The organism is Kitasatospora sp. NPDC048545 (genome assembly GCF_040651155.1).
GTDB lineage: Bacteria > Actinomycetota > Actinomycetes > Streptomycetales > Streptomycetaceae > Kitasatospora.
The window spans coordinates 1-26179 of the sequence record NZ_JBEZIQ010000052.1; the positions used below are offsets into that span (position 1 = coordinate 1).

At 73.4% G+C, this 26179-nt stretch carries 7 protein-coding genes; all 7 read right to left on the reverse strand.

From position 1 onward, the window contains the following. A partial coding sequence (locus tag AB0D10_RS35285; protein WP_360263556.1) for a right-handed parallel beta-helix repeat-containing protein occupies positions 1 to 3022 on the reverse strand: 3022 nt, incomplete at its 3' end. A gap of 87 nt (positions 3023 to 3109) precedes the next feature. Then, entirely contained in the window at positions 3110 to 4441 is a 1332-nt protein-coding gene (locus AB0D10_RS35290) for a hypothetical protein (protein WP_360263559.1), read from the reverse strand. Between the two features lie 113 nt (positions 4442 to 4554). Next, entirely contained in the window at positions 4555 to 5001 is a 447-nt protein-coding gene (locus tag AB0D10_RS35295) for a hypothetical protein (protein WP_360263562.1), read from the reverse strand. A gap of 78 nt (positions 5002 to 5079) precedes the next feature. Further along, positions 5080 to 22905 carry a protein-glutamine glutaminase family protein gene (locus AB0D10_RS35300; RefSeq protein WP_360263564.1) on the reverse strand — a complete coding sequence of 5942 codons (17826 nt, stop codon included), beginning with the start codon at positions 22903 to 22905 and terminating at the stop codon, positions 5080 to 5082. An 88-nt stretch (positions 22906 to 22993) separates the two neighbouring features. Continuing rightward, positions 22994 to 23293 (reverse strand): hypothetical protein, encoded by a 300-nt coding sequence (locus tag AB0D10_RS35305; protein WP_360263567.1) that lies wholly within the window; start codon positions 23291 to 23293, stop codon positions 22994 to 22996. Next, positions 23286 to 23753 carry a YbaB/EbfC family nucleoid-associated protein gene (locus AB0D10_RS35310; RefSeq protein WP_360263570.1) on the reverse strand — a complete coding sequence of 156 codons (468 nt, stop codon included), beginning with the start codon at positions 23751 to 23753 and terminating at the stop codon, positions 23286 to 23288. Before AB0D10_RS35310 ends, AB0D10_RS35305 begins: the two co-directional genes overlap by 8 nt. Positions 23754 to 23838: 85 nt before the next feature. Continuing rightward, the gene (locus AB0D10_RS35315) at positions 23839 to 26151 is read right to left on the reverse strand and encodes a hypothetical protein (protein ID WP_360263573.1); all 2313 of its coding nucleotides are present in this window, start codon (positions 26149 to 26151) and stop codon (positions 23839 to 23841) included. Positions 26152 to 26179: the final 28 nt, after the last annotated feature.

The following is a 26179-nucleotide window of genomic DNA, read 5'->3' on the forward strand; positions in this document are numbered from 1 at the left end:
CCTGGCCGAAGTCGCCGCCGGAGCCGCCGCCGCGCGGGGTGAGGGTGTAGGCCTCGTCGATGAACAGCACGCCGCCGCGGGCGCGTTCGAAGGCGTCGCGGGTGAGCTGGGCGGTGTGGCCGATGTAACGGCCGACCAGGTCCGCGCGGGCGGTCTCGACGAGCCGGCCGCCGGGCAGCACGCCGAGTTCGGCGAGGAGTTCGCCGTAGAGCCGGGCGACGGTGGTCTTGCCGGTGCCGGGGGGCCCGGCGAAGACCAGGTGGTGGCTGATCGTCGCGGTGGGCAGTCCGGCCTGTTCCCGGCGGCGCACCTGGGTGATCAGGTTGACCAGGTTCTCGACCTGTTCCTTGGCGGCGGTGAGGCCGACCATCGAGCGCAGCTGTTCCAGCAGTGCGGTGCTCCCGCCGCCGTCGCCCGCCGTGCCGGCGTCGGCGCGGGCCGCGGCGGCGGCCTCGGCGCCGAGGTCCTCGGGCAGCAGCAGCGGCAGGTCGGCGTCGGTGACCTCGGCGAGTCCGGCGAGCCGGGAGGCCTGCCGGTCGACCATCTCCTCGAAGACCTTGCGGGCGGCGCGGCCGTTGCCGAAGTCGGCGCCCTTGGGCATGCGGGTGAAGTGCGTCCCGAGCGCGTCGACGGCGGCGGGGTCGAGTTCGTAGCCGTGGGCGGCGGCGGCCCGTTCGACGATGGTGACGAGTTCCTCGGGCGCGTAGTTGCGGAACTCGACGGTGCGGCTGAAGCGGGAGGCCAGGCCGGGGTTGGAGGCGAGGAACTCGCGCATCTCGTCCGAGTACCCGGCGACGATCACCACCACGTCGTCGCGGTGGTCCTCCATCAGCTTGACCAGGGTGTCGATGGCCTCGCGGCCGAAGTCCGGCCCGGTGCCACCGGACCCGGCGGACAGCGCGTACGCCTCGTCGACGAACAGGACGCCGCCGAGCGCGGACTGGAAGACCTCGGTGGTCTTGATCGCGGTGCCGCCGACGATCGAGGCGACCAGGTCGGCGCGGGCGACCTCGACGAGGTGGCCCTCGCGCAGCACGCCGAGCTCGGCGAGGATGGCGCCGTAGAGGCGGGCGACGGTGGTCTTGCCGGTGCCGGGGGGCCCGGCGAAGATCAGGTGGCGGCCCATCGGCAGGGCGGGCATTCCGGCCTGTTCGCGGCGCCGGGCCAGCTTGTTGAGGTTGACCAGGGTGGCGACCTGGTCCTTGACGCCCTCCAGGCCGACCAGGGCCTGCAGGGCCGCCTGCGGTCCTTCCGGCTCGGGCGGCGGGGCGGCGGCCGGGTCCGGCGACGGGTCGGCGGCGCCGTCGTGGTCGGCGGCGCCGTGGCCGGGGTCGCCGGGGGCGCCGGCCGGGCGGACCGCGGCGGGGCCGTCCTCGGCGCCGGCGCCGGCGGTGCCGTGGCTGTCGGCGCGGCCGTTGTCCCGGCTGGTGAGGTCCTGCACGGCCAGCCGGCCGCCGGCCCTGGTCTGGCGCAGCCCCGAGCCGCGGTTGCCGGCGACGGTGCAGCCGGTGATCCGCACGGGTTCCTCGGAGTCCACGCGCAGGCCGTCGCCGGCGTTGTCGGTGAGTTCGCAGCCGGTCAGGGCGGCCCGGCTGCCCGGGCCCAGCAGGACGCCGTGGCGGCGGTTGCCGTGCACCCGGCCGCGGGCCATGGTGAGTTCGCCGCCGTCCTCGACCAGGACGCCCTCGCCGGTCCATTCGGCGACGTCGCAGTCGCGCAGCGAGGCGACGCCGCCGGGGCCGACCTCGACGCCGGTGACCGCGGCGGCCTTGCCGGGGCCGGCGGCGGGGGCGCCGCCGCGCAGGGTGGTGCCGCCGACCTGGGTGTTGCCGCCGTCGGCGACGCGCAGCGCGGCCTGTCCGGTGGCGGACAGCACGCAGGACTCCAGCCGTCCGCGTCCTTCCCGCAGGACCTCGACGCCGTGGCCGCGCACCTCGGCGACGTCCAGGCGGCGCAGCAGCGGGTTGGCGCCGTCGCGGACGCTGACGCCCGGTCCGGCGGCGCCGCGCACCTCCAGGCGGTCGAACTCGGCGGCGCTCTCGCCGGTGAGTTCCACGCCCGCGCCGGCGCTGTCGGCGACGGCGGTGCGGGTCAGGGCGGGGCTGGAGGATTCGTCGACCAGGATGCCGGTGGTCTCGGCGGCGGACACCTCGCATTCCTCGAAGCGGCCCCGGGAGCGGCCGGTGACGTGGATGCCGTGGCCGCGGGTGCGCACGGTGCGGCAGCGGCGTACCAGCGGGTCGGTGCCGCCGGCCAGGACCAGGCCGTGGCCGCGGGTGGCGCTGACGGTGCAGTCCTCCAGGACGACCTGGGCGGCGGAGGAGACGTAGACGCCGATGGAGGCGTCGCGGACGGTGGTGCGCAGCACGCGGGTGGTGCTGTTCTCCTCCAGGGCGATGCCGGGTTTGTCGGTGGCGGAGATCTCGCAGTCCTCGATGGAGCCGCGGCCCTCGCCGTTGGCGCACACGCCGTTGCCGCGGGCGTCGCGCATGACGCAGCCGCGGACGACGGGGTTGGCGCGTTCGCCGATGACGACGGCGGAGCTGCCGAGGTGTTCGATGACGCAGTCCTCGATGACGCTGGTGCCGGTGGAGGTCTCGACGATGCCGGCGCCGGCGGGGTTGACGACGCGGCAGCCGCGCATGGCGAGGGAGCCCTGCTGGCGGGTGAGGACGGCGGTCCAGGAGTTGCCGGCGACTTCGCAGTCCTGGAGGGCGGCCTGGCCGCGGGGGACGTCGACGGTGGGCAGTTCCTCGTCCTGGCCCTGGAGGACCAGGCCGGTGAGCTGGACGGCCTCGGCGACGACCTGGACGACGGCGCCGCGCCGCGGGGAGACGCGGACGCTGCCGCGGGCTTCCTCGGCGGTGATGGTCACCATCTTGGTGATCACCAGGTTCTCCTCGTAGCGGCCGGGGCGGACGCTGATGACCGCTCCGCTGCGGGCCGCCTCCAGGGCGGCGCCGATCGTGCGGTAGCCGCCGTCGCTCGGCTCCGCACAGACCGTCAGCACGTGGCGGGTCATGGGGCGTTCTCCTCCGTCGTTCGTGGGGCTGTGGTGCCGGTGGTGCTGCGGTACGGGGTGCCGGGGCGGGGCGGGGTGGGGGCCGGGTCAGCCGGTGCAGTTGGCCTTGACGGCGGAGGCGGCGTGGTGGGCGTAGGTCACGGTGCCGCCCTTCCAGTCCTCGCCGCGGCTGTGCAGCACCACGGCGATCTTTCCGCCGCTGAGCGGGAAGGTGCCCGCGGGGACCCACTGGCCGCGGCTGGCGACCTGGTTCACCTGGAAGGTCCGGTTCTGCACGGTGTAGTAGGTCGGGGCGCCGCCGACCGCCTTGAGGTCGCCGTTGGGCACGTACACCGACAGGTTGCAGGTGCCGGTGGTGAGCGAGCCGGTGGTGAAGGTCCACACCACCGTGTTGCTCTTGTCGTCGTTCGCGTCGCCGGACATCGGGACGGAGGTGAAGCCGCCGCCGCAGCCGTCGCCGGTGTAGCCGCCGGAGTTCTTCCGCCAGCCCTCCTGGCCCTTGTCGTACCAGCCGTTGAGCTGCATGGAGGTGGAGCCGCCGCAGCCGGGGCCCGCGACGGCGTTGTAGGTGGGCGGCGGGGGCGGGGGCGGGGCCGGCTGGGTGGTCTTGGCCGGGGGCGGGGCGGGTTGCTGGGCGGGCGGGGGCTGTTGGGCGGCGGGCGGCTGCTGGGGCTGGGTCTTCGGTGCGCCGGCGCCCTGGCCGGTGCCCTGCCCGGTGTTCTGCCCGGTGCCCTGGGCGGGTGCGGGCGCGCCCGCCTGGGCCGGGGCGCCGCCGGTGGCGGGGCGGCCGGCCGGCGGTGCGCCCTGGCCCGGGTCGGGGGCCTGGGCGGCGAAGGGCAGGGCGGCAGCGGCGGCCCCGGCGGCGACGGGCACGATGCCCTCCCCGGGCGCCGGTCCGCCGGCCGGCTGGCCGGCCTGGCCCGGCTGCAGGGGCTGGTCACCGGGCGGGTTGCCGGGCGTGTCGGCACCCGGCACGTAGCCGTCGCCGCCGTCCGGCTGGGAGTACCCGCCGGGCGGCGGGCCGTCGGCGCCCGGCGTGCCGGGGCCGTTCCCGCCGAACCCGGAGACCCCCAGCGGCACACCGACCAGTACCAGGCCGGCGATCACCGCGGCGGCCACCATCGGCTTGGGGATGCGGCGCTGGCCGCCCTCCTCCTCGGCCGCCCCCGCCGGTGCGGGCGCGGCGCTCACCCCGGCGCGGGCGCGCCCCGCCGTCGCGGCCCGGGCGGCCGCGGTCCCGATCGCGGGCACCGGCCCGGCGGCGCCCACCGCCGCGGGCGCCTGCTCCTCGGCGCGGGCCGCGCCCTCCCCCGGCTTCCCGGACTCCTCGGCCGGCTCGGGCACGGCCCAGGCCACGGCGGGCAGTTGGATACCCCCACCCGACGGCTGACTCTCCCGTCCGCTGCGCACCTTGCCCACCCAGGCCTCCTGGCCCTCGACGACGACACCCGACAGGGGCGGCCCGCACCGACCTCACCGGTCGCGGCGCAGCGGCCCCTCCCCTAAGCCACGGACGGCGCGGCCCGGCGGGTTCAGCCGGTGTCCGGGCGCCAGGCCGGCTCGGCCGGCTGCGGCGGGTGGAGGACGAAGTCGGCCGCCCGTTCCAGGGTCGCCGCGTCCGGCTGGGGGCGGGCGTCGCCCTGCTCGCGCAGGTGCGCGAGCAGCCCGGGCTCGGGGGCGATGTCGTACTCCTCCAGGTAGTAGGTGACGGTGTCGGTCCAGATCCACTCGCCGTCGGTGCGGTAGTTCAGCGGGACGGCGCCTCGGCGGGAGGTGTCGAAGACGTCGTCCATGAGCATCGGTGTCATCAGCACCGCCGTGCCGGCCCGCAGGTACGCGGCCAGCGCGGCCCGTTCCGTCGCGTCCTCCACCACCGGGCGGTCCCACGAGAACCCCGGCCCGGTCACCGGGTCGACCATGTCGAAGACCGCCGCCAGACGGAACTCCTGCGCGTCGGCGCGGCCCTGCTGCTGCTCCATGTCCTGCTCCCCGCTCGCTTCCACCCGGTGAACGGCGCCCGGGCCCCCCGGCGTTCACCGGGTGGCCCGGGGACCGCCTCAGGAGCCCGTGATGGCCGGCCGCGGGTCCTGCTTGAACCAGAGCAGGAGGGCGGCCTGCAGTTCGGGGGTGAGGGGGCCCCACGCCAGGATGCCCTGCTTCATGTGCTTGTTCAGTTGCGTGACGAAGTCCTTCTCCGCGCCCTTGTAGGCCTTGACGAACTCCATGACCCGCTCCGCCGACCTCGGTTTGACCGCGCGGTTGATCACGTTCACGGACTCGGCCTCGGCCGCCCGGGCCGCTTCCTCGGCTGCCCGCTGTGCCGCGGCGGCCTCCTCGGCCGCCCGGTCCGCGAGGCGCTGGTTCCAGGCGGACTCGCCGTCCTTCGAGGGGAAGTACTTGAAGGCGATGTCCTTCCCCTCGGGCACCTGCTTGCTGGTGGAGTTGAGCCTGGTCGTCTCCGCCCAGCCGTACTCGATGGTGCCCGCCACCTCCTTGCCGTTCTTCGTGTACGTCCGCTCCTGAATCGACAACGTCGACTTCTGCTTGGCGGCGATCGTGTACCCCACGTAGGCGCTGACCCGCGGGAACGCCGCCTGGAAGTCCTTGACGACGTCCTTGCAGCTCGCGCACGTGCCTCGGGAGGAGAGCACGGTGAGCACGCCCTCGGGCTGGGGAGGCAGTGCGGCACCGGGCCGCAGGGAGGCCTTCTCCGGCGGCTTCTCCGAGGAATGGGGCACCGGCGCGAAGCGCCAGTCCTTCATCTGCTGGAAGGCCTTCGCGAGCCCCTTCACCTCGGCGTCGTAGCGCTGCGTCCGCAGGCCGTTCTCATTCGCCCAGCGGGTGGCGGCCTGGAGCGACCGGCTGTCGTTGATTGACTCGTCCTTGCCGTTGACGACGGCCTCGGTCGTCTGCCAGCTCTTGTCGCCCTTCAACTCCAGGCCGATGACGGCATAGGTCACGGTCTTGTCGGTGCCGGCGAAGAGCGAGGCGAGGAGGGAGTCGTCCAGTACCAGCGTCGCCGCCTTCACGGAATCGGGGTCCGGCTTCGCGGCGGTGTCATCGACGTCCTTCTCGGCCCTCTCCTTGCCCTTCGCCTCCGTCGTCTCCTGCGGCTTCCCCTCTGCCTGCGCGTCGTCCGACGTCTGCTTGCCCGACAGCTCCATGGCGACCAGGTCGGACGTGAGGGTGTCGGTGCTCCTGGTGTCGGTGGCCTTGGTGTCGGTGGCCTTGACGTCGGTGGTCTTGGGGCCGGTGCTCTTGGGGTCGGTCTCCCCGAAGGGCTGCGTGTGCGGCATCGGCGTCAGAGCGTCGCGCTTCCACGCGTCGATCTGCGCCCTGGTCGTCCCGTCGATCAGGGCGGCGGACTCGGCGTCCGACCGGCCCTCGCGGTTCGGGGCGCCGAAGAACTCCCACGGCGCCCGGTGCACCACGGGTGTCCCCTGTCCGGGCACGGAGAGCGTGTCGTGCCACTGCGCCAGGGTGACCGCGCGGTCGGGGAAGAGGAGCGGATCGATCACCCGGCTCCCCTCCGCCGTCTCGACCAGCACGGCGACGTGGTGGTTCCACTGGTAGTCCGGGTGGAGGCGCTCGTGTCCGGCCGCGGGACGGGCCCAGACCTTGGCGAGGTGCCGGCTGCCGATCCCGGGGTTCGCCGCGGTGATGAGCTCGGACAGTGCGTGGGCCCGGAGTTCGCAGTCGTGGACGAGGTTGCCGCCCTCGGGGTCGTAGTGGCTCATCACCTCGGTGTGGAGCGCCTGGAACCGGTCGGCGGTGGGCAGCGGGACGGCCTGGCGGGCCAGGTCGTCGCGGCGGTCGGTCAGAGCTGCGCGCCGGTTGGCCGTCCGGTCGTTCAGCAGCCCCAGCAGCGCGTCGGCCGCCCGCACCGAGTGGATCGGGCCGATGTTCTGAATGGCTGTCAGGACGTTCCGTTCGGCGGTGATCCGCGTGAAGTAGATCTCGGGGGCGTCGCGCCCCTCCCCCTCGCCCCACAATTCCGCGAGCCGGTCGGACCGGGCGTTCACGGTCTGCAGGAAGGTGCGGTACTCCTCCACCGGATCGACGTGCTCGCTTCCGGTGTCGTCGTCGGACCCCATGTCCTCGTCCGATTCGGAGTGCCCACTTCCGGTGTCGTCGTCGGACCCCATGTCCTCGTCCGATTCGGACGACTCGTTCGGCCGGATGCGCTTGCCCGAGCTCGGGCCCTCGCCCGGGTCCGAACCCGAGTCCGATTCCGAGTCCGCGATCCCGCCCTTGCGTCGGCGTCCGGAGAACGCCACCGCGTCGTCGTGCGACGCCAACTCCCTTTCGTGCGGCTTGGATTGGGCCGGGATCACGGTGTAGCCCTCGGGTGCCGACGTCGAGCGCGGCGGGAGGGTTCCGTCCGCCGGCAGGTGGGCGCCGAGGGTGCGCACCACGGGCGGGGCGTCGGGGGACGCGTCCCGGGGGGCCGTCAGGCTCACCCAGCCGCCGCCCTCCACCAGGACGGGACGGCCGGAGCTGTCGAAGCCGGGCTGCCGCCCGACCACCAGGACGCCGGGGCCGTGGGGGTCGGTGCGGAAGGGTGCGGAGACCGGGGGCATGAACCAGGCCAGGCCGCTGGGGGCGTAGACCTCCAGGTCGAGGCCGGGCAGCCGCAGGCGCAGCTCCCGCAGCACGCCGGCGGCGAACGACGTCTCGCCCTCGCGGGCCGACGAGCAGGCCACCAGCTGCACCGGCTTGTTCCCGTCCCAGGCCCGCTTCTCGTACAGCGAGGCGAGCAGGTCGGCGACTTCGCCCTCGGTGACCCGGGTGCCCTTCCAGCGCGGCACGCCGTCGGTGCCGGTGTGCATCGCCACGGTGAGGAAGCGTTCGTCGGCGGGGAAGCGGTCCAGTGTCCCGGCCATCCGCTGCCGGGCCTGCGCGTCGACGCCCGGGTCGTCGAGGCGGTGGGCGCCCGAGGCTTCGTGGTGGACCAGTGAGGCGCGCAGCTCGCCGCGCCGGTCGGTGACCGGTGGGGCGGCGGGCGGTGTGTGCTCGGCGTCCGGTCCGAAGTGCCCGGCGTCGGGCAGCGGCGTCAGCCCGGACTCCGGGTGCACGGGCGCCGGGGCGTCGCCGATGTCGACGCCGTGCGGCTGCGGCTGGGGCTGGGGCTGCGGGGGCTGCTGCGGGGTGGGGGCGAGGGCGTCGGCCAGGCGGTTGAGCACCGGGGGCGCGTCGGAGCGGCGCAGTTCCACCGTGAAGGGGTGGCCGTTCTTCGTCGCGAACGCGCGGAGCTTGCCGGCGATCTCCTCGGCCCGTTCCCGGGTGGGCAGGTGCGCGTCGCGCCGGGAGGGGGGCGTGTCGCCGTTCTCCCGGTGGCTGATGACGACGTGCTGCAGGTCGGCCCAGGACAGCGGGCCGTGGATCTGCGTCTCGAAGTAGCTGTTGGTGTCCATGCCCCTGGTGAGCATCCGCTCGCCGAAGGCCGGGTCGTGCCGGAAGCCGGTCGCCTCGCCGAAGACCCGTTCGACCATGTCCCGTTCGCCCCACAGCAGCAGCGGCAGCAGGTGGGAGTCGGAGGTGACCGACAGGGCGCCCTTCTCCCGTGCCGTCCAGGAGTCGTTGGGGGTGTGGGTGACGCGGCCGCGGATGTCGTCGGACCAGTGCAGCGCGAACGCGCCGTAGCGCTGTGCCACGCCGAAGGGCTGCAGTTCGGAGACCAGTGCCCCGTACTTCGGCATCAGGCCGCGGTCGCGCTTCTTCGGCGCGAAGTGGCTGTCCTCGGTGCCGGTGTCCTGGAAGAGGGCGCGGGTGTCGTGGCTGCGGCGCAGGGCGGGCCCGTAGCCCATGTGCTCCTCCACGCCACCGCGGCGTGAGGGGACGACCGCAGCCTGGGAGGCGCCGGTCTCCCAGGCGTTGCGGAACAGACCCTGCTTGTCGGCCATCAGCTTGTCGAGGAGGGTCTTCGGCTTGGGTCCCCAGGTGCCGAACATCCCGCCGGCCTTGCCGAAGGCGGTCTGGCGGTTGGCGTTGAGCGGCTGGTCGAAGTGGAAGTTGGTGGCGATGAACATGCCGGTGCGCATGTGCTGCTGGACCCGGTCGATCAGCTCGTCGACCGCCCCGGGGGTGTCGCGGGGGTACTTCGCCGCCCACGCCCACTCGCCGGTGGCGGCGGTCAGCTTCTCCGTGAGCAGGGCGCGGTCGCGCTGTTCGAAGTCCATCGCCTTGCGTTCGACCATGACCAGGGCGGCCGCCTGGACCGGGTCCAGGGAGTTCCAGTCGACACCGGCGCGGTTGAGGCGGTCCAGGAGCGGCTGCGAGTGCTCCTCCGTGTCCAGCGGGTGCGCCTGCGGGTCCTGCAGGTACTTCACCACTTCGAGGTCCCGCGCGGCGGGGACCATTCGCTGCTTGGACTGGGCGTCCAGGGCGTGGCGGTCGAGTTCGGCCTGGAGTTCGCGTACCTCCAGCTCCAGCGTGTCCAGGAGCCGCTGGTGGTGGGCCTCCTCCCGGGTGCCCGGGGGCGGGGTCTGCGTGCGCAGCTCGGTGATCCGCTGCTCGCGGGCCCGGGAGGCGGTGGCGAGGTCGCTGCCGTCGTGGTCGAGGAAGGTCGTGAAGTCCGACCGCAGCTTCGCCTGGGCACGGTCGACCTGGCGCTGCAGCGGCGCGTGTTCGGGGCTGTCCGCGGGCAGGGCGTCGAGCCGTCCGCGCAGGTCGGCCAGCTGCCCCCACCCGGCCGGGAAGGGGTCCTCGGCGTCCGGGCCGGGCATGCGCCTCGGGACGTCGAGCGGGTGGTCGGCCACGCGCATCGGCGCGCCGTCCGGCGGCCGGTTGCCGCCGTCGGTGTGCCCTGCGGCCTGCACCGTGGCGTCGTGCTCCACGGGGGTGATCTCGTCGCCGTTGTCGTGGACGGTCGGGGCGGTCTCGTGGACGGGGGGCGTGTCGGGCAGCGGCGGCGCGGAGGCCGGCTGCCGGGGGGAGCCGCCGTCCTGGGCGGGCTGTTCGCCGCCGGGCGGGGTGTCGATGGAGAGGTCGGCGAACTCCAGGTCGTGGGCGGACCATTCGCCCACCAGGTGTTCGTCCGGGAAGAGTCCTTCCGGCGCCACCTCACTGCGCAGTTGCTGCTCGGTCAGCGGCGGGAGGAAGCGGTAGCGGTGGTGGGTGTCGCTGTAGGTGAGGTCGGTGTTGACGAGGTTCGGGTTCTTGCGTTCCTCGGGGGTGAGGCTCTCGGAGAACAGGCGGGAGCCGCTCATGATCTCGTGGAAGGTGTGGTCCTCCGACTCCAGCATCCAGCCGAGCAGGGCCATCCTCAACTGCTCGAAGTCGACCGATTCGGAACCCAGTTCGGCGAGCTTGGCCTTCCCCGTGTCCGTCTTGACGAGTTCCTTGACGGCCTGGAGCATGCCGAAGGCCGTGCCGGAGGTACCGCTGACGACCAGCCCCCCGCTGTCGTGGGCGGCCTGCTGGAACTCGGAACCGAGCTTGTAGTGGAAGGACTTGGCGCCCGGCTGCCAGCCGAGCCGGCCGTCCTTCTCCACGGCGCTGTACCACTCGCCCCGGCCCAGTGGCGGGTTCACCTCGAAGGGGTTGCGGTCGGTTTCGAGGATGGTCTTGGCCTGGCGCTCCGCGGCCTTCTGCGCGGCCTCCACCACCCGCTTGCGTTCCCACTCGGCGATCTGCCTGCCCTGGATCTCGGTGTAGGCGTCCCGGATCCCCTCGATGACGGGTCCGTACCGCTCGTCGGTGCGGAACGATGCGAAGGGCTCCTGGTGCCGGCGCTCGGCGGGCGGCTTCAGCAGTTCCCCGTAGACCTTCTTGACCTCGGCGGTCAGCGGGTTGACGACCTCCGCGCCGATGTCGTGGCGGTCCACCCGTTCCTGCGTCAGCTGCTCCGGTCGCGGCAGCTGCCGCTGCCGGACGAGCTTGGCGAAGTGGTTGGAGGTGTAGCCGTTGTAGAGCAGGGCCATGCGTTCCCGGAGGTTTCCGCGGTCGACGACCTCCTGCAGCATGTGCCGGTCGGTGCCGACCATGCCGGTCGTGCCCGTGCTCCTGGAGCCGAACTGGGTCCTGTCCTTGTCGTTGGTGGTCATGGCCCAGGCCAGGTCCACGACCTTCTTGACCTCGCGCTGGACGTCGGCGCGTTCGAGCAGGTGGGCGGCGAGCCGCCGCTCGTAGGCCTCGGCCTGCTCGCGGTAGCGGATGCGCCTGAGGTCCCCGGGCTCGGCGGGCGGGGCGGAGTCCAGGGCCTCGCTCCTCGGGACCGGATCCGGTTCGCGGGCGGGGCCTGACGCGTCGTCGCCGTGCGGGAGTTGCCGGGCCTTGTCCTGGTGCGCCTTGATCAGGTAGCCCTCGAACTCCGGGACGAAGTCCTCGGTCCGGTAGTGGTTCCAGACCGATGCGCCCTCCTTGACCTTCAGGCCGGCGATCCGCAGACCGCTGGACTTGTCCGCGGACTGCGCTCCTTCCCGAATGAGGCCCTCGTAGAAGCCGGGGTGGAACTTGAACTGCGTCCCGTCGGTGAGGAAGTCGTACTTCTTCAGCGTCTCCGGGACCTCCTTGGCCGTCCAGTCCTCGGTGATGTTCTTCACCTTCAGACCCGTCGCCTTGCGGGAGAGGAGGAACTCCATGACCACCGGCAGGCCGGAGAGGGAGTCGCTGTAGGTGGCCGCGTGGTCGAAGTCGTGGCCCGTGTAGAGCCCCGGGCCCAGCTGGGACCAGCCCTCCTTGTTCTTGACCGCGCCGATCTTGCCCTGGAGCAGGTACCCCCGCAGCGTCCACGCGTCGGTCACCCGGAAGACCGGCTGCCCGGGCTCCATGGCGACGACGACCATGTCCGGCTGGACCCGCCCGGCCAGTTCCTTCGCCACCTTCGGGTCGACGGTGGCGCCGGTCTCCACCGCCACCGGCCCCCGCGTGTCGGGGCGCAGTTCGGAGTAGTGCGCTGCCAGTCCCCTGCCGGGGTCGCGGTAGACGTGCACCTCGCCGCCGTGCGCGCCGGGGTTGAACTCGGTACGGCCGTTGCCCGCGTGGACCACGAGGTGGAGGTCGAGGGCGTGGGCGACGATGGCCGGCGCCTGGTCGTAGAACGAGGTGTTCCACAGGGACCGGTTGCGCAGCCCCATGTCGTACAGGTCGCTCATGCGCAGGTTCCCGAGGTCGCTGCCGGACAGCGTCGACGGCTGCTCGTCCCCCGAGTTGAGATGCACCTGCCATGTCTGGTTGCGCTCGTGCGGCTCCAGACGGTCCCCGGGCCGCTGGCCGGTGGCGTCGGCGTTGTGCCGCATCGCGGCGCCGGCGTCGCTGCGGAACCACTGCGACGCCAGCTCGCGCAGCCCGTGGACGGTGAGTTCGCCGTGCTGCCAGCCGTCCAGCCCGCGGGCTCCGGCGAGGACGGCGTGCAGCAGGCAGTCGCCGTCGCCCGGCACGCTGACGACGTGGTAGAGCCGGCCGCCGTCCAGCACGTTCACGCGCGACTCGTGCACCGGGGCCGGAGCGTTCGGCGCCTTGCTGGCGGGGGTCCCGACGGCAGGGGTCACGTCGGTGTGGGTCACGTCGGTGTGGGTCACGTCGGTGTGGGTCACGTCGGTGTGGGTCACGTCGGTGTGGGTCGCACCGTTCAGCGGGGCCGGGGCGCCCGGGCCCTCGGTCTGCCCGTGCTGCTGCGTCAGCGGGGCGTGCGCCGTCTCCTGGCCGGGGCGGTGCTGCCCGTAGCTCAGGTCGCGCAGGACCGGGCCCGAGTGCAGGACCTCCTCGATGCGCTGCAGGTGGCGGGGCAGCACCGTGAAGTCGTCCCGGTGGGCCGAGGTGCCCATCACCCCGTTCTCGCCGGCCCACAGGTCGCGGCGGCGCAGCGCGAAGGCGTCGCCCGGCTTGGTCACCGGTTCGACGTACTCGTCGGGGAGGCCGAGGAAGTGCAGCACCTCGTGCAGCAGCACCCCGGGCGGGCTCTGGTCGTACCAGTGGAACTGGTCGCTGCGTTCGCCGCCGGGCACCACGGTGACGGTGCGGTGGGCGTCGGGCGCGGTCTTCGCGCCCTCGACCCGCAGGTGCACCTGGTCTCCGCCGGGCAGGTGGAAGCGTTCGTTGAACCGGTCGCCGACCACGTCCCGGGCCCGGTCGAGCGTCCGGGCGGCCTCGTGTGCGGGCAGCGGGCGGCCGTCCGGCCCCTGCAGGTGCAGGCGCAGGGTGAACTCGGTGACCCAGTGGCCGGGCCGGACCTCGAAGCGCCGCGCGTCGTAGCTGATCGTGGTGTCGGCGCCGTGCAGTCCGCCCAGGCTCGGCTGCCGGTTCTCGTACTGGTCGCGCACGCCGGGGCCGGCGATGTCGCCCGGGCCGGCCTGGCCGCGCACGCGGGGGTCGAAGCGCACCGTCTCCATCCGGGCGGGCGGCGCGAGGGTGCGGATGTCGGCCCAGGCGGAGGCGGGCAGCACCGCGTGCGGGGCGGCGGGCGGCTCGACCGGGGGCGGGACCTGCGCGGGCGGGGTCACGGCGGCGGGCGGTGCCGGTGCCTGGGCGGGCTGGTGCACCGCCGTCGCCGCCCCGGTGTTCTCCCCGGCCGGGGGTTCGGGCTGGCCGAGGAGCTGTTCGACCGCGCTGCGGAACTGGTCGTTGGCGCCGGTGCTCAGGGAGTCGCGCCAGACGTCCAGGTACTGGCGCACCTCGCCGGTCCGGTCGTCCAGGCCGTGCAGGAACGTGGTGAGGGTCGGCGTGTGCCCGGTGCCCAGGGCCGCCGAGGCCTCGCCGATCCGCTGCCCGCCCTGTGACGGGGTGCCGTTCGGGGCCAGCGTCCACGGGCGGGTCTCGCCGCCCGGGCGGGCCGAGATGCCGGGGGTGGCGAGGGTGAGGATCTCCTGCCACGTGTTGGCGCCCTCGGTGACGACCAGGGTCGAGTGCTGCTCGAACAGTTCCATCACCGCCGGCTGGACGCGTCCCAGCCGCAGGCGGTGGACGCCCCCGTCGTCGGCCGGGGCCTGGACGACGCCCCGGAGGCCGTCCAGCAGGTCGGCGTGGCTCTGACGATCGTTCGGCTCGGCCCCGAGCAGGACCACGGCCGACGGCCGGCGCGGCTCCGGGATCTCTCGCAGCGCGGTTTCCATCCGGGTGGCCATGTCGCGGTGGCGGACCGTGCCGTCGCCGATCTGTCCGTAGTAGGCGGTGACCAGCCGGATCTCGCCGGCCTGGGCGCGGCGCAGGAGGTCGGCGACCAGGTCCGGAACCGGGTCGTCGGGGCCGGTGGCCTCCGGCCAGTGGTCACGGACGTGGCCCGCGAGGTCCTCCGGGACGGGCTGCGGACGGAAGGGATAGGTGACGGTGGCGCCCTGGTCGTGCCACAGCTCCGCCAGGACGTCGTCCCCGCGGCGGATCTGCCGGGGGTGGCTGTCCCAGAGGAAGGGCTGCAGGATCAGGGCGTCCGGATCCTGCTCCCCGGTCATCTCCCGGAGGGACGGCGCCAGGTTCTGCTCGAAGTAGGCGGCCGTGTCCTCGCCGTGCGGGGCGTCCAGGGCGGCGAAGACGGTCAGCGTCCGGCCCTGCCCGGAGGACTGGGCTCCGGCCGTCAGGACGTCGGGGGTCAGGTGCTGGGCGGGGTTGATCGTCCGGTCGCGGTTGTCCTCCTTCGTGACGGAGTTCGGGAAGTCGGTCTGGATCTGCGGCTGGTCGCCCCGGTAGCGGCCGCGCACGTTCGGGTTGGCCCCGGCGGAGACCAGCCACGCCTCGTCGGGGTCCGCCCCGTGCCAGGCGAAGTACTTCCAGTACGTCTCCAGGTCGGCGGCGATCCGCCGCTCGGGCACCTTGTAGGCGACGTCCAGCGGTGCTCCCGCCGGGTGCGCGGTCACCCGCATCCCCTGGTGGACGCCCGTCCACGGGCCGTGGAACAGGTCGTAGGAGTGCCGGGGGTGCCCGACGTCAGCGGAGCGGCCGAGCCGTTCGGCGTAGAACGGCGCCTTGCCGCGCGCGAAGGTCAGGTGGACCTCGCCCTGGTAGCCCATCGCGGCCAGGCCCTCCAGCACCCGCAGGAAGGCGACCTGGTGGCCGCTGCCGGGCGAACCCGGGTCGACCAGGCTGATCCGCGGGTAGCGCTGGCGCAGCTGCTGCCCGAGGGCGGCGTCGGCCGGGGACACGGTCGGCGTCGCGCCGGTGTGCGGCGGCAGTGCGGCGAGGTGCTGTTCGTCCTCGGCGCGGTGCTGCTCCCTGATCTCCTGGGCCGGCCCGTGGGAGGGCACCGGCACGAACGGCACGGCGACGGGATGTGCCGCACCACCCGGCGGCGGGGGTGCCAACGGACCGCCCGGCGGCGGCGGGGGCGGCGGACCACCCGGCGCAGGCGGGGGCGGCGGACCGCCCGGCGGCGGGGGTGCCAACGGGCCGCCCGGCGGCGGCGGGGGCGGCGGAGGTCCGCCCTGTCCGGCGGGTGCCAGCGGACCGCCCGGCGCGGGCGGTGCCAGCGGACCGCCCGGCGGCGGCGGGGGCGGCGGCGGAGGCCCGGGCGCGGCGGCCGGGGTGTGGGGCGGCGCCGGGGCGACGGCGCCGGTGCCCGGGGCGTGCGGCGCCGGGGCCGTCGGGGCCGTCGAGCCGGACCGGTACTGGGCGAACGTCAGATCACGCACGACCGGGCCGGAACGCAGGACCTCCTCGATCCGCTCCAGGTGCCGGGGCAGCACCGTGAAGTCGTCCCGGTGGGCCGAGGTGCCCATCACCCCGTCCTCACCCGCCCACCGGTCGCGCCGGCGCAGCGCGAACGCGTCACCCGGCGTCGCCGCCCGTTCGACGTACTCGTCCGGCAGGCCCAGGAAGTGCAGCACCTCGTGCAGCAGCACCCCGGGCGGGCTCTCGTCGTACCAGGTGAGCTGGTCACTGCGGTCGCGACCGGGAACCACGGTGATCGCGCGGTGCGCGCCCGCCTCGTTCTGCGTGCCGTCCACCCGCAGGTGCACCTGGTCCCCGCCGGGCAGGCGGAAGCGTTCGTTGAAGCGCTCGTCGACCACCGCCCGGACCCGGTCGAGCATCCGCGTGGCCTCGTGCGTGGGCAGCGGGCGGCCGTCCGGCCCCTGCAGGTGCAGGTTCAGCGTGAACTCGGTGACCCAGTGCCCCGGTTGGGCCTCGAAGCGCCGCACGTCGTAGCTGATCGCGGTGTCGGCACCGTGCAGCCCGCCCAGGCTCGGCTGCCGGGCCTCGTACTGGTCGCGCACGCCGGGGCCGGCGATGTCGCCCGGGCCGGCCTGCCCGCGCACGAGAGGATCGAAGCGCACCGTCTCCATCCGCGCGGGCGACGCGGACGTCCGGATGTCGGCCCAGGCCGAGGCGGGCAGCACCGCGCCCGGGGCAACGGGCGGCACGGCCGGACCCGGCACCTGCGCCGGCGGAGTCACGACGGCGGGCGCCGCCGGCGCCTGGGCGGGCTGGACGGGCTGGGCGTTCTGGGCGTTCTGGGCGGCCTGCTGCTCCTCGGCCCGCTGGCGCGGCGTGAGGGGCACGGTCATGCCGTTGAAGATGATGTCCCTGCCCGCCGACATGACGACGAACTCGTCCTCACCGCCGAAGATCGGAGAGGTGAGATCGTCGTGCCGGCCCTGCAGGTGTGTCCCGAACACCCGGTGGATCGGGACGGTCTGGACCGTGACGTAGAACGGGCCGCTGTCGCTGGTGCTGTGCGGTTCCTTGAAGGGCGACAGCAGGCTGAACGACTCGGCCGGCCCCCGCAGGAGCGGCATCGGCCGGCCCTGCTGCCGGTCTTCGCTGCCGGTGATGTTGTCGATGTGCCGCTGGCTTTCCAGCCGGAACAGGGTGACCTGCCCGGTGGCGCGGTCCACGTTCGGCAGCTCCGTCTTCTTCAGGAACTCGTGGGTGAAGACGTGCTGGGCCACCATGCTGCGGACGTAGTCCTGCCTGTACACGATGTCGTGTTCGGAGCCGAGTTTGCGCCAGAGGTACTCCGCTTCCACCCCGTCACCGGGGCGGAAGTGGGCGAACATCAGTTTCGCGCTCAGGGGAGACCCCTCCCAGGATCCGCCGCCCTGGGTTCCCTCCCATTCCGAGATGTAGCCCGGGTTCCCGCCTGCTTCGTCCTCCAGCCACGTGTAGAACGCGTCGGCGGCGCCGTTGCTGCCGCGCAGCGAGCCGCCGTCGTGCTCCCTCGGTATCGGGCCGTCCGGGAATTCGTAGGCGGTCAACAGGCGGAATCCCGACTGCCCGCCTCCCTCCAGGAGCTGCGGGTTCTGTTCGAACAGTCGCTCCGGGAACAGGTCGGGCACCGCACTGGCGCGCAGCCGCATCTGCAGGTGGAGGAACTCGCTGATGTAGGCGGGCGACCAGCCGTCGTCCGCCAGCACGGCGTGGGTGTCGAGCAGCACCTGGGCGGCGTCGCGCTCGTGGTCTTGGGCCTGGGGGTCATGGATGACGTCCTCGGCCCGGGCGAGGATGGACTGCAGCCGGGTTTCGATCAGGCCGACCGCGTGCCGGAAGAGATCGTCCGGGGCCTGCGGGAGGTCGGACGTGTCGCCCTCGCGGGGCCACGTGATCAGCGTGTGGTCCTGAATGTGGAACTCCGGAAGCCGGTCGCGGGTGCGCCACAGCTGAGCGGCCTCGAACGAGCCCGCCGGCAGGGGCTCGACGGGGAGGTCCAGCACCGAGCCCTGCTCGATCTCCGGCTGGGCCTCCGGCTCGGTCTCCGGCTCGGTCTCGGTGATGTGGACCGCCTGGGTGGCCTGGGTGATCTGGGCCGCCGCATTCGTGGGGGCGGGCGATTCGTCGTCCGTTCCGCCGGTGCTCCAGTCGTCGTCCGAGTCCGAGTGCGGGGACTTCGCGGGCGTGCGCTGCGCCACCGGGTAGACGGTCTCCTGGGCGGCCTGGCGCTCCTTCCGGGTCACCTCCTGGTGTGCCGGCCCCTGCTCATCACGGCGGGGCCCGGTGCCCTCGTGGTCCTGCCGGGTCGTCAGGAGCGTCCGGCGTGACTGCTCCTGCAGCGGTCCGGCCGTCGCGGGCCGGCCGTCCTCGGGTGCGGGGGTGTCCGGGCGGCGGTCGCCCTGCTCGACGAGTTCGTGGCCTTCCGGGCGGTCCCCGCCCGGCTTCGTGCCCGAAGGCTGCTCCCGGACGGTGTCCCGGGGGCGGACCAGCGGGCCGGACGGGGTGAGGGGCCCGGGTACGGGGGTCGGCTCGGCCTCGGGCCTGTGCTCGGTCTCGGGCTTGTGCTCGGGGGTCGGCACAGGCTCGGTCTCGGGCCTGTGCTCGGGCCTGTGCTCGGACCTGTGCTCGGGCCTGTGCTCGGGGGTCGGCTCGGGCTCGGTCTCGGGCCTGTGCTCGGAGGTCGGCTCGGGCTCGGTCTCGGGCCTGTGCTCGGGGGTCGGCTCGGGCTCGGTCTCGGTCTCGGGCTTGTGCTCGGTCTCGGCCTTGGCCTGCTCCTCGGTGGGGCGGCGGCCGAAGACGTTCTCGTTGGCCGCCTCGTGGCCGCGCCAGCGTTCGCCGTCCAGGTCCTCGGGCCCCCAGTGGTCCTTGTAGGCGTCGAAGAACTCGCCGCCGTAGCGGGTCTTGAGCTCCTGGACCGCTTCCTCCGACACCCGGCGGCCCTCGGCGAGGCGGTCGTAGCCGGCGGCGGCGTGTTCGCGGGCGGGCAGCACGGCACGTTCGAAGGCCACGTGTTGTTCCAGGCCCTCGGTCAGCCGCTCGCGCTCGCGGTGCCACTGCTCCAACTGCCCGCTCAGGCCTGCCTTGTGGTCGGCGTCCGGGTCGCGCAGCAGGGAGCGGAAGTTCTCCTCGAACGCGGCGCGGACCCGCTCGGTGTAGCCCTCGCGCACGCGCCGGGCCGCGGCGGAGGCCGGCGGTTCGGGGGCGTCGGTGCGGCTGCCGCGCGCCGGCCGTCCCAGGGCCGTCTCGACGGTGGCCGCCGGGTCGGTGCGGTGGTCGGTGGCGTCGGGGCCGCCCAGGTCGTGCGGGACCTTGGTGCGGGCGGTCTCCTCGGCGGCGCGCAGCGCCTTCTCGCGGGCGCCGTGCAGGGCCAGCAGGCGGTTGACCTCGGCCGGGGAGGTCAACCGGTCCAGTTCCTCCTTGAGTCGGGCCGGGTCGCGGTCGGCGGCGGTGTGCTCGGTGACCAGGCGGTCGGTGCGGCGGGCGAGGTCGGCGCGGGCGGCGGCTTCCGTGCGCGAGGACGGGCTGTCGGCCAGGTCGAGTTCCCGCAGCGCCTCGGGGCCGAACTGCTCGGGGGCGCTGGTCTTCCACGCGGCGGCCGCGTCCTTCACCGCGTCGATGGAGCGCTGCAGCACGGTCTCGCGGACCGCCTGGACGGTGAAGTCGTGGGACAGGCCGCCCTTGTGGCTCTCGAAGACGTCCCGGAAGTCGGCTTCGAGCCGGTCCTTCCCGCGGGGGGTGGGGTCGACGGCGGCGAGGTCGTCGCCGTTCTCGTCCCGGATCGCCAGGAACGTGTCCTCGTCCCGGCGGCCGGCTCCCGGCTCGGCGTCGTCGACGTGCAGGGCCGTCCGGTCCTGGTAGCGGCCGTGGAACTCGGCGAGCCGCTCCCGCATGGCCTCGGCGACCTGGTCGCGGGCCTCCTCCGACACCCGGGCGTCCTTCGGCACGCCGGCGGCGTCCAGCAGCGCACGGTCCGTCTCGGTGAGGTTCTCCCGCTTCCAGTCGGCGTGGGCGTCGTCCACCGCCCGTTCGATCCGTTCGGTCTGCGTGGCGCGTGCCTGACGGACGTCCAGGTCCCCGGCGGCCCGGCGCAGCCGGTTCTCCAGCGCCCGGGCGGCCAGGGCGTTGCGTTCGGGGGTGACGTCGGCGCGGGTGGCGTACACCTGGGCGATGTCGCGTTCGGCGTCGGAGCGGAAGCGTTCGGAGGCTTCGCGGCGGATCTCCGCGTGCGGGTGGTCGCCGCCGGTGGCGGCCGGGTCGAGGCCGCGTTCGGTCAGCAGGTGGTCGAAGCGGCTGACGGCGACCCGGAGGGCGAGTTCGCGGGCGCCGGCCAGTTCGAGGCGGTCGGCGGCGCCGGCGAGGATCTCCTCCCGCTCGTGCGGGCGGGCCTCGATGTCGGTCTGCAGGTCGGTGGCGGTGCGGCGCCACGCTTCGGTGCCGGGGCCGGTCAGGGCGCGCAGGTCCCGGGGCAGGTCGGCGTGGCCCTCGATCAGGTGTTCCTCGATGGCGCCGTGCAGGGCTTCCTTCGCCTCGGCCTCGGCGAGCACGGCGTCGTGCCGCTCGGCGATCTCCTGCTGCTTGTCGTGCCAGGTGGTGCGGCGTTCGTCGCCGGCGGGCACCTTGGCGTGTTCGGGGGCGTCGACCCGGTGGTAGGTGTGGCCGGAGGGGGTGTGGGAGGTGGTGGGGGCGGAGGGGCCGGGGCCCGGGGTGGACGGGTCGTGGGGGCCCTTCGGGTCGGTGGGCCCGTCGGGCCTGGGGTCGCGCGGCGGGGTGGCGGGCGGCACCGGGCCCTGCGGGTCGGGGCGCTGCGGGTCGGGGTTCTTCGGGTCGGGGCGGCCGGGCGCGGGGCTGTCGCCGTTGCCGTGGGCGTTGCCACTGCCGTTGCCGGGGGCGTTGCCGTCGTTGCGGACGCCGCCGGCGTCGTCGCTGCTGGTGCGGACCGGCGGGGCCGCCGGGCCGGCGCCGGGGACGTCCCTGTGCGGCTGCGGTCCGTTGTCGGAGTGGGGGGCGACGGACCCGTTGCCCGTCGTCTGCCGCCCGGGCGGGCCGGCCGGCCCGCCGTCCGTGGCGGTCGTGCGCTCGTGCCCGGTCGTGCGCTCGTGCGCGACCGGCTCGTCGTGCTCGTCGCGGACCGTGGTGCGGCGGTCCTGGCCGGGCGGGGACTGGTGCTGCGCCTTGGTGGCACCGCCCTGGCTGTCCGCGGTCGTGGTCGCGGTCTCACCGCCGCGGCCCCCCGTCTTCTGCGGGGTGCCGGCCTTCGGGGGGTTCTCGGCCTTCTGGGGGGTGTCGGTCTCCGTGCGGGTCCTGGGGGTGGGCCCGGGGTCGGTGTCCCGCTTGCCGGTGGGCTTCGGCGTCTCGGCGGTCGGGCCGGTCGCGGGCGACTTGGCGCCGGATTCCGTCGCGACCTTCGACGCGGGGGCCTTCGGGCCCGACCCGCCGTCGACGGAGGAGTCGTGGCTGGTCTTGCCCTTGGGGTCGGCGAGGACGCCGTCGCCGTTCTCCTCCCGGTGGTGGTTCCCGGCGAGGACTGACGAGCCGGACAGTGAGGCGCCGTCCGACCTGAGCGGGGCGCCGTCGCCGCCGGACAGCCGCGGCGCGTTGATCTGGTCGATGTGCCCGGGCCGGGGCACCGGGTACGGCGCCGAGTGGCCGCCCATGTTGCTGATCACCGAGAGGAAGGTCAGCGGGTGGGTCAAGGGGTAGTTGGGGCCGGACTCCTCGGTGATCCGGGAGCTCTCCAGGCCGCGGACGAAGTCCGCGTACCGCAGGGTCAGCGGCGAGGCGAGCCCCATGATCATGTGGCGCATCCCGCCCATCATGAAGCCGCCGAGGAAGCTCATCCCGCTGGCTTGCCACTCGCCGTTGTAGATCGTGTTGTAGATGCCCTCGGTGAGGTACTGGTTGATGCCCGACTCGAACTGGCTGCCCAGCACGTGCCCGAGGTGGAACATCTTGTTCATCTTGTTGATGCCGCCCGCGAGTTCGGGCATCTTCTCGACCAGCAGCTTGAGTTCGGGTGTGAGCGCGACCCGGCCGCCGTCCTTGGCGAGGTTCTCCAGGGTCTCCTTGATCGCTTCCTTGCTGCTCTCCTTCATCACCGTCTTGAGCGAGTGCTCGGCGAACTGCCTGCCGAGGTGCTCGCCCATCTCCCGGGCGAACTTGTGGCCGATCTCCTCGCCGAGCTCCTTCTCGAAGAGCTCGCCGAGCTGGCGCACGAACTTCTCGCCGGTCGCGGCGCCCACCTTGCGCCCGGCCTTGAAGCCCTTGGCCAGGTACTGGGCGTTCTCCTTCAGGAGGTTGGAGATGCCTCGCGCGAAGTTCTCGGCCGCCTCGTCGCCGAGCAGGTGGCCGAGGCCCTCGCCGGCCTCCTTGCCCGACCCCTTGCCCGCGCCCTTGAGGGCGCCGGCCGCGGTGCCTTCCCCGAGGTCCTTGCCCGCCCCCTTGAGGGCTCCGCCCGCCACGCTCTCGGCCAGGTCCTTGGCCGTCCCCTTCAGGGCGCCGGCCGCGGCGCCCTCCCCGAGCTCCTTGCCCGCCTCCTTGAGGCCTATCCCGGTCAGCCCCTTGATGACGTCGTTGAGCGCGCTCTCCACGAACAGCTTGGCCAGGCGGGGGCCGATCAGCTTGCCCAGGCCCTCGCCGATCAGGCTGAGCGGCCCGCCGATGGCGCCGCTGATCGCGCCGAAGATCGCCGCCTGCTTGGTGAGGTCCTTGTCCCACTCGTGCCGGTCGCCGTGGTTGAACTGGATGCCCTGGATGATGGCGTCCAGGATCAGGCCGCCGACGATGCCGCCGAAGGTGTGCATGGCGATCAGCTGGGCGAGCTTCTTCAGCAGCTGGATGAGGAACTGCCGCGTCAGGATCTTCTGCCACTCCAGCTGCACCAGGGAGAAGCCGCCGGTGAACACGGACCAGGCGATGGCGAAGGCGATCTCGATGATCAGCTGGACGAGCTGACCGATCGCCATCCACTTGGTGTACTCGACGGTGTTGGCGACCTTGCCGGCCAGTTCGGACAGCTGGGTGCAGAGTTCAGCGGCCTTGCGCAGGGGGTCCTGGGTCTGGTCCGTGTTGACGAACTGGCCCCACTCCTTCCTGAAGGCCTTGGCGGCCTCGCCCTCCATCCTCTTGTCGCAGGTCTGCACCGCGTCGAGGATGTACTCGCTCAGCTTCGGCAGGTCCTCCGCCAGCGCGAGGTAGTCGTCCCGGACGTCCCGCAGCAGTCCCTCGTCGGACTCCGGCCAGGGCATGCCGGAGATGATGTGGAAGAACTGCGCCACGCCCGGGGAGACGTGGATGGACGAGTGGGACATGGCGGCAGGGCCTCCGGGGGCGGGGCTGGTGGTACGGGGGTGCGGGGGCGGGCGGGCAGGCCCGGAGTCAGGCCCTGGCGAGGGCGGTTCAGACCAGGCCGAGGTTGTGCTCGTCGGCGGCGTCGAAGAGGTCGGCCGTGCCCTGGCCGTGCGCGGACATCGCCTTCAGCTTGTTGCGGATCTGCGTGGTCAGCCCGGTCAGGTCAGCGGTGGGCTTGTCGATCTTCTCGTGGTACTGCTTGCCGATGTCGTCGCCGCCGCCGGCCTTGACGTTCTTGGTGTTGATGTCCACGATCTCCGTGTTGATCTTCTCGACGAGGGCGGCCACGTCGTCGAAGTTGGTGAACGCCGCCTTGAGGCCCTCGTCCTTGCGCAGCGTGTTAGCCATTGAACTCCTCCTGCTTGCGGGACTTGGCCGTCCGGTCGGCGCCGGGGCGCATCGCGGTGAGCGGGGCGAGCAGCGCGTCCAGGTCCAGTCCGCCGCCGGCTCCGAACAGGTCCTCGTCGCCGCGATCGCCGGTGAAGCCCAGCCGCAGGCTCTCGCCGACGCCCTCGAAGGTGCGCATCTCGGCGGTGATCCGGTCGCCCATCCGGGCCTTGGCCTCGTTGAGCACGTCCTTCAGCACGGTGCTCAGCTCGGCCGGGGCCATGGACTGGTAGGCGGTGGTGTGGAAGGTCAGCGCGAGCAGTTCGCCCTGGGGGCCGACCTTCGCGGTGACCATCCGGTCCTTGCTCCTGGCCTCGGCGGTCATCGCCTGCATCTTGCGCGTCGACTCGGCCAGCCTCTCCTTCTGCTCCTCCAACGAGGCCATGGCCTGGTTCAGTTGGTCCTCGAACGAGTACGACATGCCTTTTCCGTTCATTCCCGGGGCGGCGTCCCTCTCCTGGGACGCCGCCCCCCTGCTGGTGGGCTGCTGGTGGGCCGTGTGCCGCTCAGCGGCCGATCACGCCGTTGACCGCACCGGTCTCGGTGCCCCAGACCTCTTCGTCCTCGGCCAGCCAGGTGGTGCGCTGACGGTCCTTCTCGCCCTGGCCGCCCATGCCACCGCCCATGCCGCCGCCCATCGGCGGCATCATCGGCATGCCGCCGCCGCTGGTGGACATCGACCGGCCGCGCATCGCGGCCTGCTCCTCGGCGGCCAGCGCGGAGGCCTTCTGCAGCGCGGCCTTCTCCGCGGCCGCCGACTCGGCGGCCGCGGCGGCCGCCGTCTTGCCGCCCGGGGCCAGCCCGCCGCTGTTCTCGATGGCCTGCGGGCTCAGCCCGCCTCCGGAGCCGACCAGCTTGGGCATCGAGCCGCCGCCGGACGGGATGCCCCCGGAGCCGCCCGCTCCCCCGCCGGAGCCGAAGAGGCCGGCGTAGGAACCCAGGCCGCCGCTGCCGGAGGCCGAGCCTGCGCCCGACGTCGAGCCGGATCCGTAGTCGCCGAAGGAGGAGCCGAGGTCCAGGTTCCAGTCGGACCCGGTGGACGGCGGCCGGATGCCGCCGCCCCCGCCGGTCCCACCACCGCCGCCGCCACTGCCGCCGCTGCCCACCATCGCGTCGATGGCGTGCTGCCGGTCGGTGTAGCGCTGGGAGATGTCGGAGATCGGACGGCCGGTGGAGTCGAGCAACGTGCCGTCCCCGGCGATGGAGCCGCCCTTGGGCACCACCACGGGGTTGCCGTCGCGGTCCAGCACGTCCTTGTCGTCGGGGCCGACCACCGTCCCGTCGTCGCGGATCTTCGAGCCCTTGGGCACCTTGGCGTTCTGCCCGTAGATGCCGCCGCCCGTGCCGGGCGGGACGTCCGAGCCCGGCGGGACGATCACCGGCTTGTGGTTCTTGTCGAGCACCTTCTGGCCGTTGGCGTCGTAGACCTGGCCGTCCTTGCCGATGTAGCCGCCGGGGGGCAGCAGCACCGGCTTCTTGTTGGCGTCGAGGACGGGCTTGTGGTCCTTGTCGAGGATCGGCGTGCCCGCGCCGTCGCCCCCGATGCCGGCGCCGCCGCCACCGCCACCGCCGGCCCCGATGACCGGGGGCGGCGGCGGCAGGTGGGTCTTGGAGCTGCCGCCCTTGCCGTCGCCGCCCTTGCCGCCGCCGGCGCCGCCCGACAGGTCGAACTTGCTGCCGCCACCGCCGCCACCGCCGCCGGCGCCGTCACCCAGGCCGAGGTCGCCGCCCTTGCCGTCACCGCCGCCTCCGGCACCGCCCTTGCCGTCACCACCGGTGCCGTCGCCCGCGCCCGGGCCGGGGGGCGCCTGGGTGGGCAGGTCCAGGCTGATGTTGACGTAGCCGCGGCCGAAGTCCGCGACCAGCGTGGAGTAGGAGGTGGCCAGGGCGTCCGTCGGATCCGTCCCGGTGCCGTACATGCCCTTCCGCGCGTCGAGGTGCATGACGACGTTGGCCAGCCAGATTTCCTTCGCCTTCTTCTCCAGGGCGACGTAGAAGGCGTCCTGGGTGGCGTCGCCGAGCGTCTTGGAGGGGATGGACGTCACTTGGCCGTTGGCGTTGAACACCGGCTTCTGGCCGTCCATCTCCTCCGCCAGCGCCCAGTAGATGGCGTGGCTGGGCCACAGATCCCCGGAGTCCCACCACCCCTTGTGGACGGTGTAGAGGCCGTTGACCGTCTTCGGGATCTGGTCGGCTGCCGCCTCCAGGTCCGCCGGGTGCTTCACCGTGTCCAGCTGGAGTCGCATGGTCTCCATCTCCAGCGCGTACCGCTTGAGCAGCATCTTGAACTCGCCGGCCGCGTCGCCCTGCCAGTTGCTGTCCGGGCCGTCGATCAGGTCGGCCCACTTCTTCGTCCGCGGGTACCAGGTGTCCAGCCACGTGCCCACGTCCCTCAGGCCCTGCGCGGCGACCCGCAGGCTCCGGGGGTCGACCGTGCCGTTGCCGCCGCCGCCCGCCAGCGGCCCGAGGATCCCCTCGTGCTGGTGGATGAACTGGGACAGCGGCTTGTCCGTGTCGTTGCCCCAGTCCGTGTAGTTGACCGGGATCCCGATCAGGACATAGTGCCTGACATTGTTGAAGGTGTAGTTCCACGCCCACCACACGTCGGGCTTGCTCTCGCCCGTCGTGGCCATGTCCGCACGCCCGGTGTCGGTCGTTGTGCCGTAGTAGAAGTTGGCGCCGGACGTGCCCTTCTGGACCTGGTCCGGCCTGATCCAGGACTTGGCCCCGGCGGGCAGCTCCGCGACCTTGCTCCTGTCGACGATCTTCTGGTCCGGGCCCGCGAAGAACGCGAGCACCTGCTCCCAGGTCCCGGCCATCAGTGCCCCCACATACTCGGTACGGTCA

Excerpts from the sequence above, each read along its gene's own strand:
- AB0D10_RS35295 (WP_360263562.1), bottom strand. The coding sequence starts at position 5,001 with ATGGAGCAGCAGCAGGGCCGCGCCGACGCGCAGGAGTTCCGTCTGGCG.
- AB0D10_RS35300 (WP_360263564.1), bottom strand. The coding sequence starts at position 22,905 with ATGTCCCACTCGTCCATCCACGTCTCCCCGGGCGTGGCGCAGTTCTTC.
- AB0D10_RS35305 (WP_360263567.1), bottom strand. The coding sequence starts at position 23,293 with ATGGCTAACACGCTGCGCAAGGACGAGGGCCTCAAGGCGGCGTTCACC.
- AB0D10_RS35310 (WP_360263570.1), bottom strand. The coding sequence starts at position 23,753 with ATGTCGTACTCGTTCGAGGACCAACTGAACCAGGCCATGGCCTCGTTG.
- AB0D10_RS35315 (WP_360263573.1), bottom strand. The coding sequence starts at position 26,151 with ATGGCCGGGACCTGGGAGCAGGTGCTCGCGTTCTTCGCGGGCCCGGAC.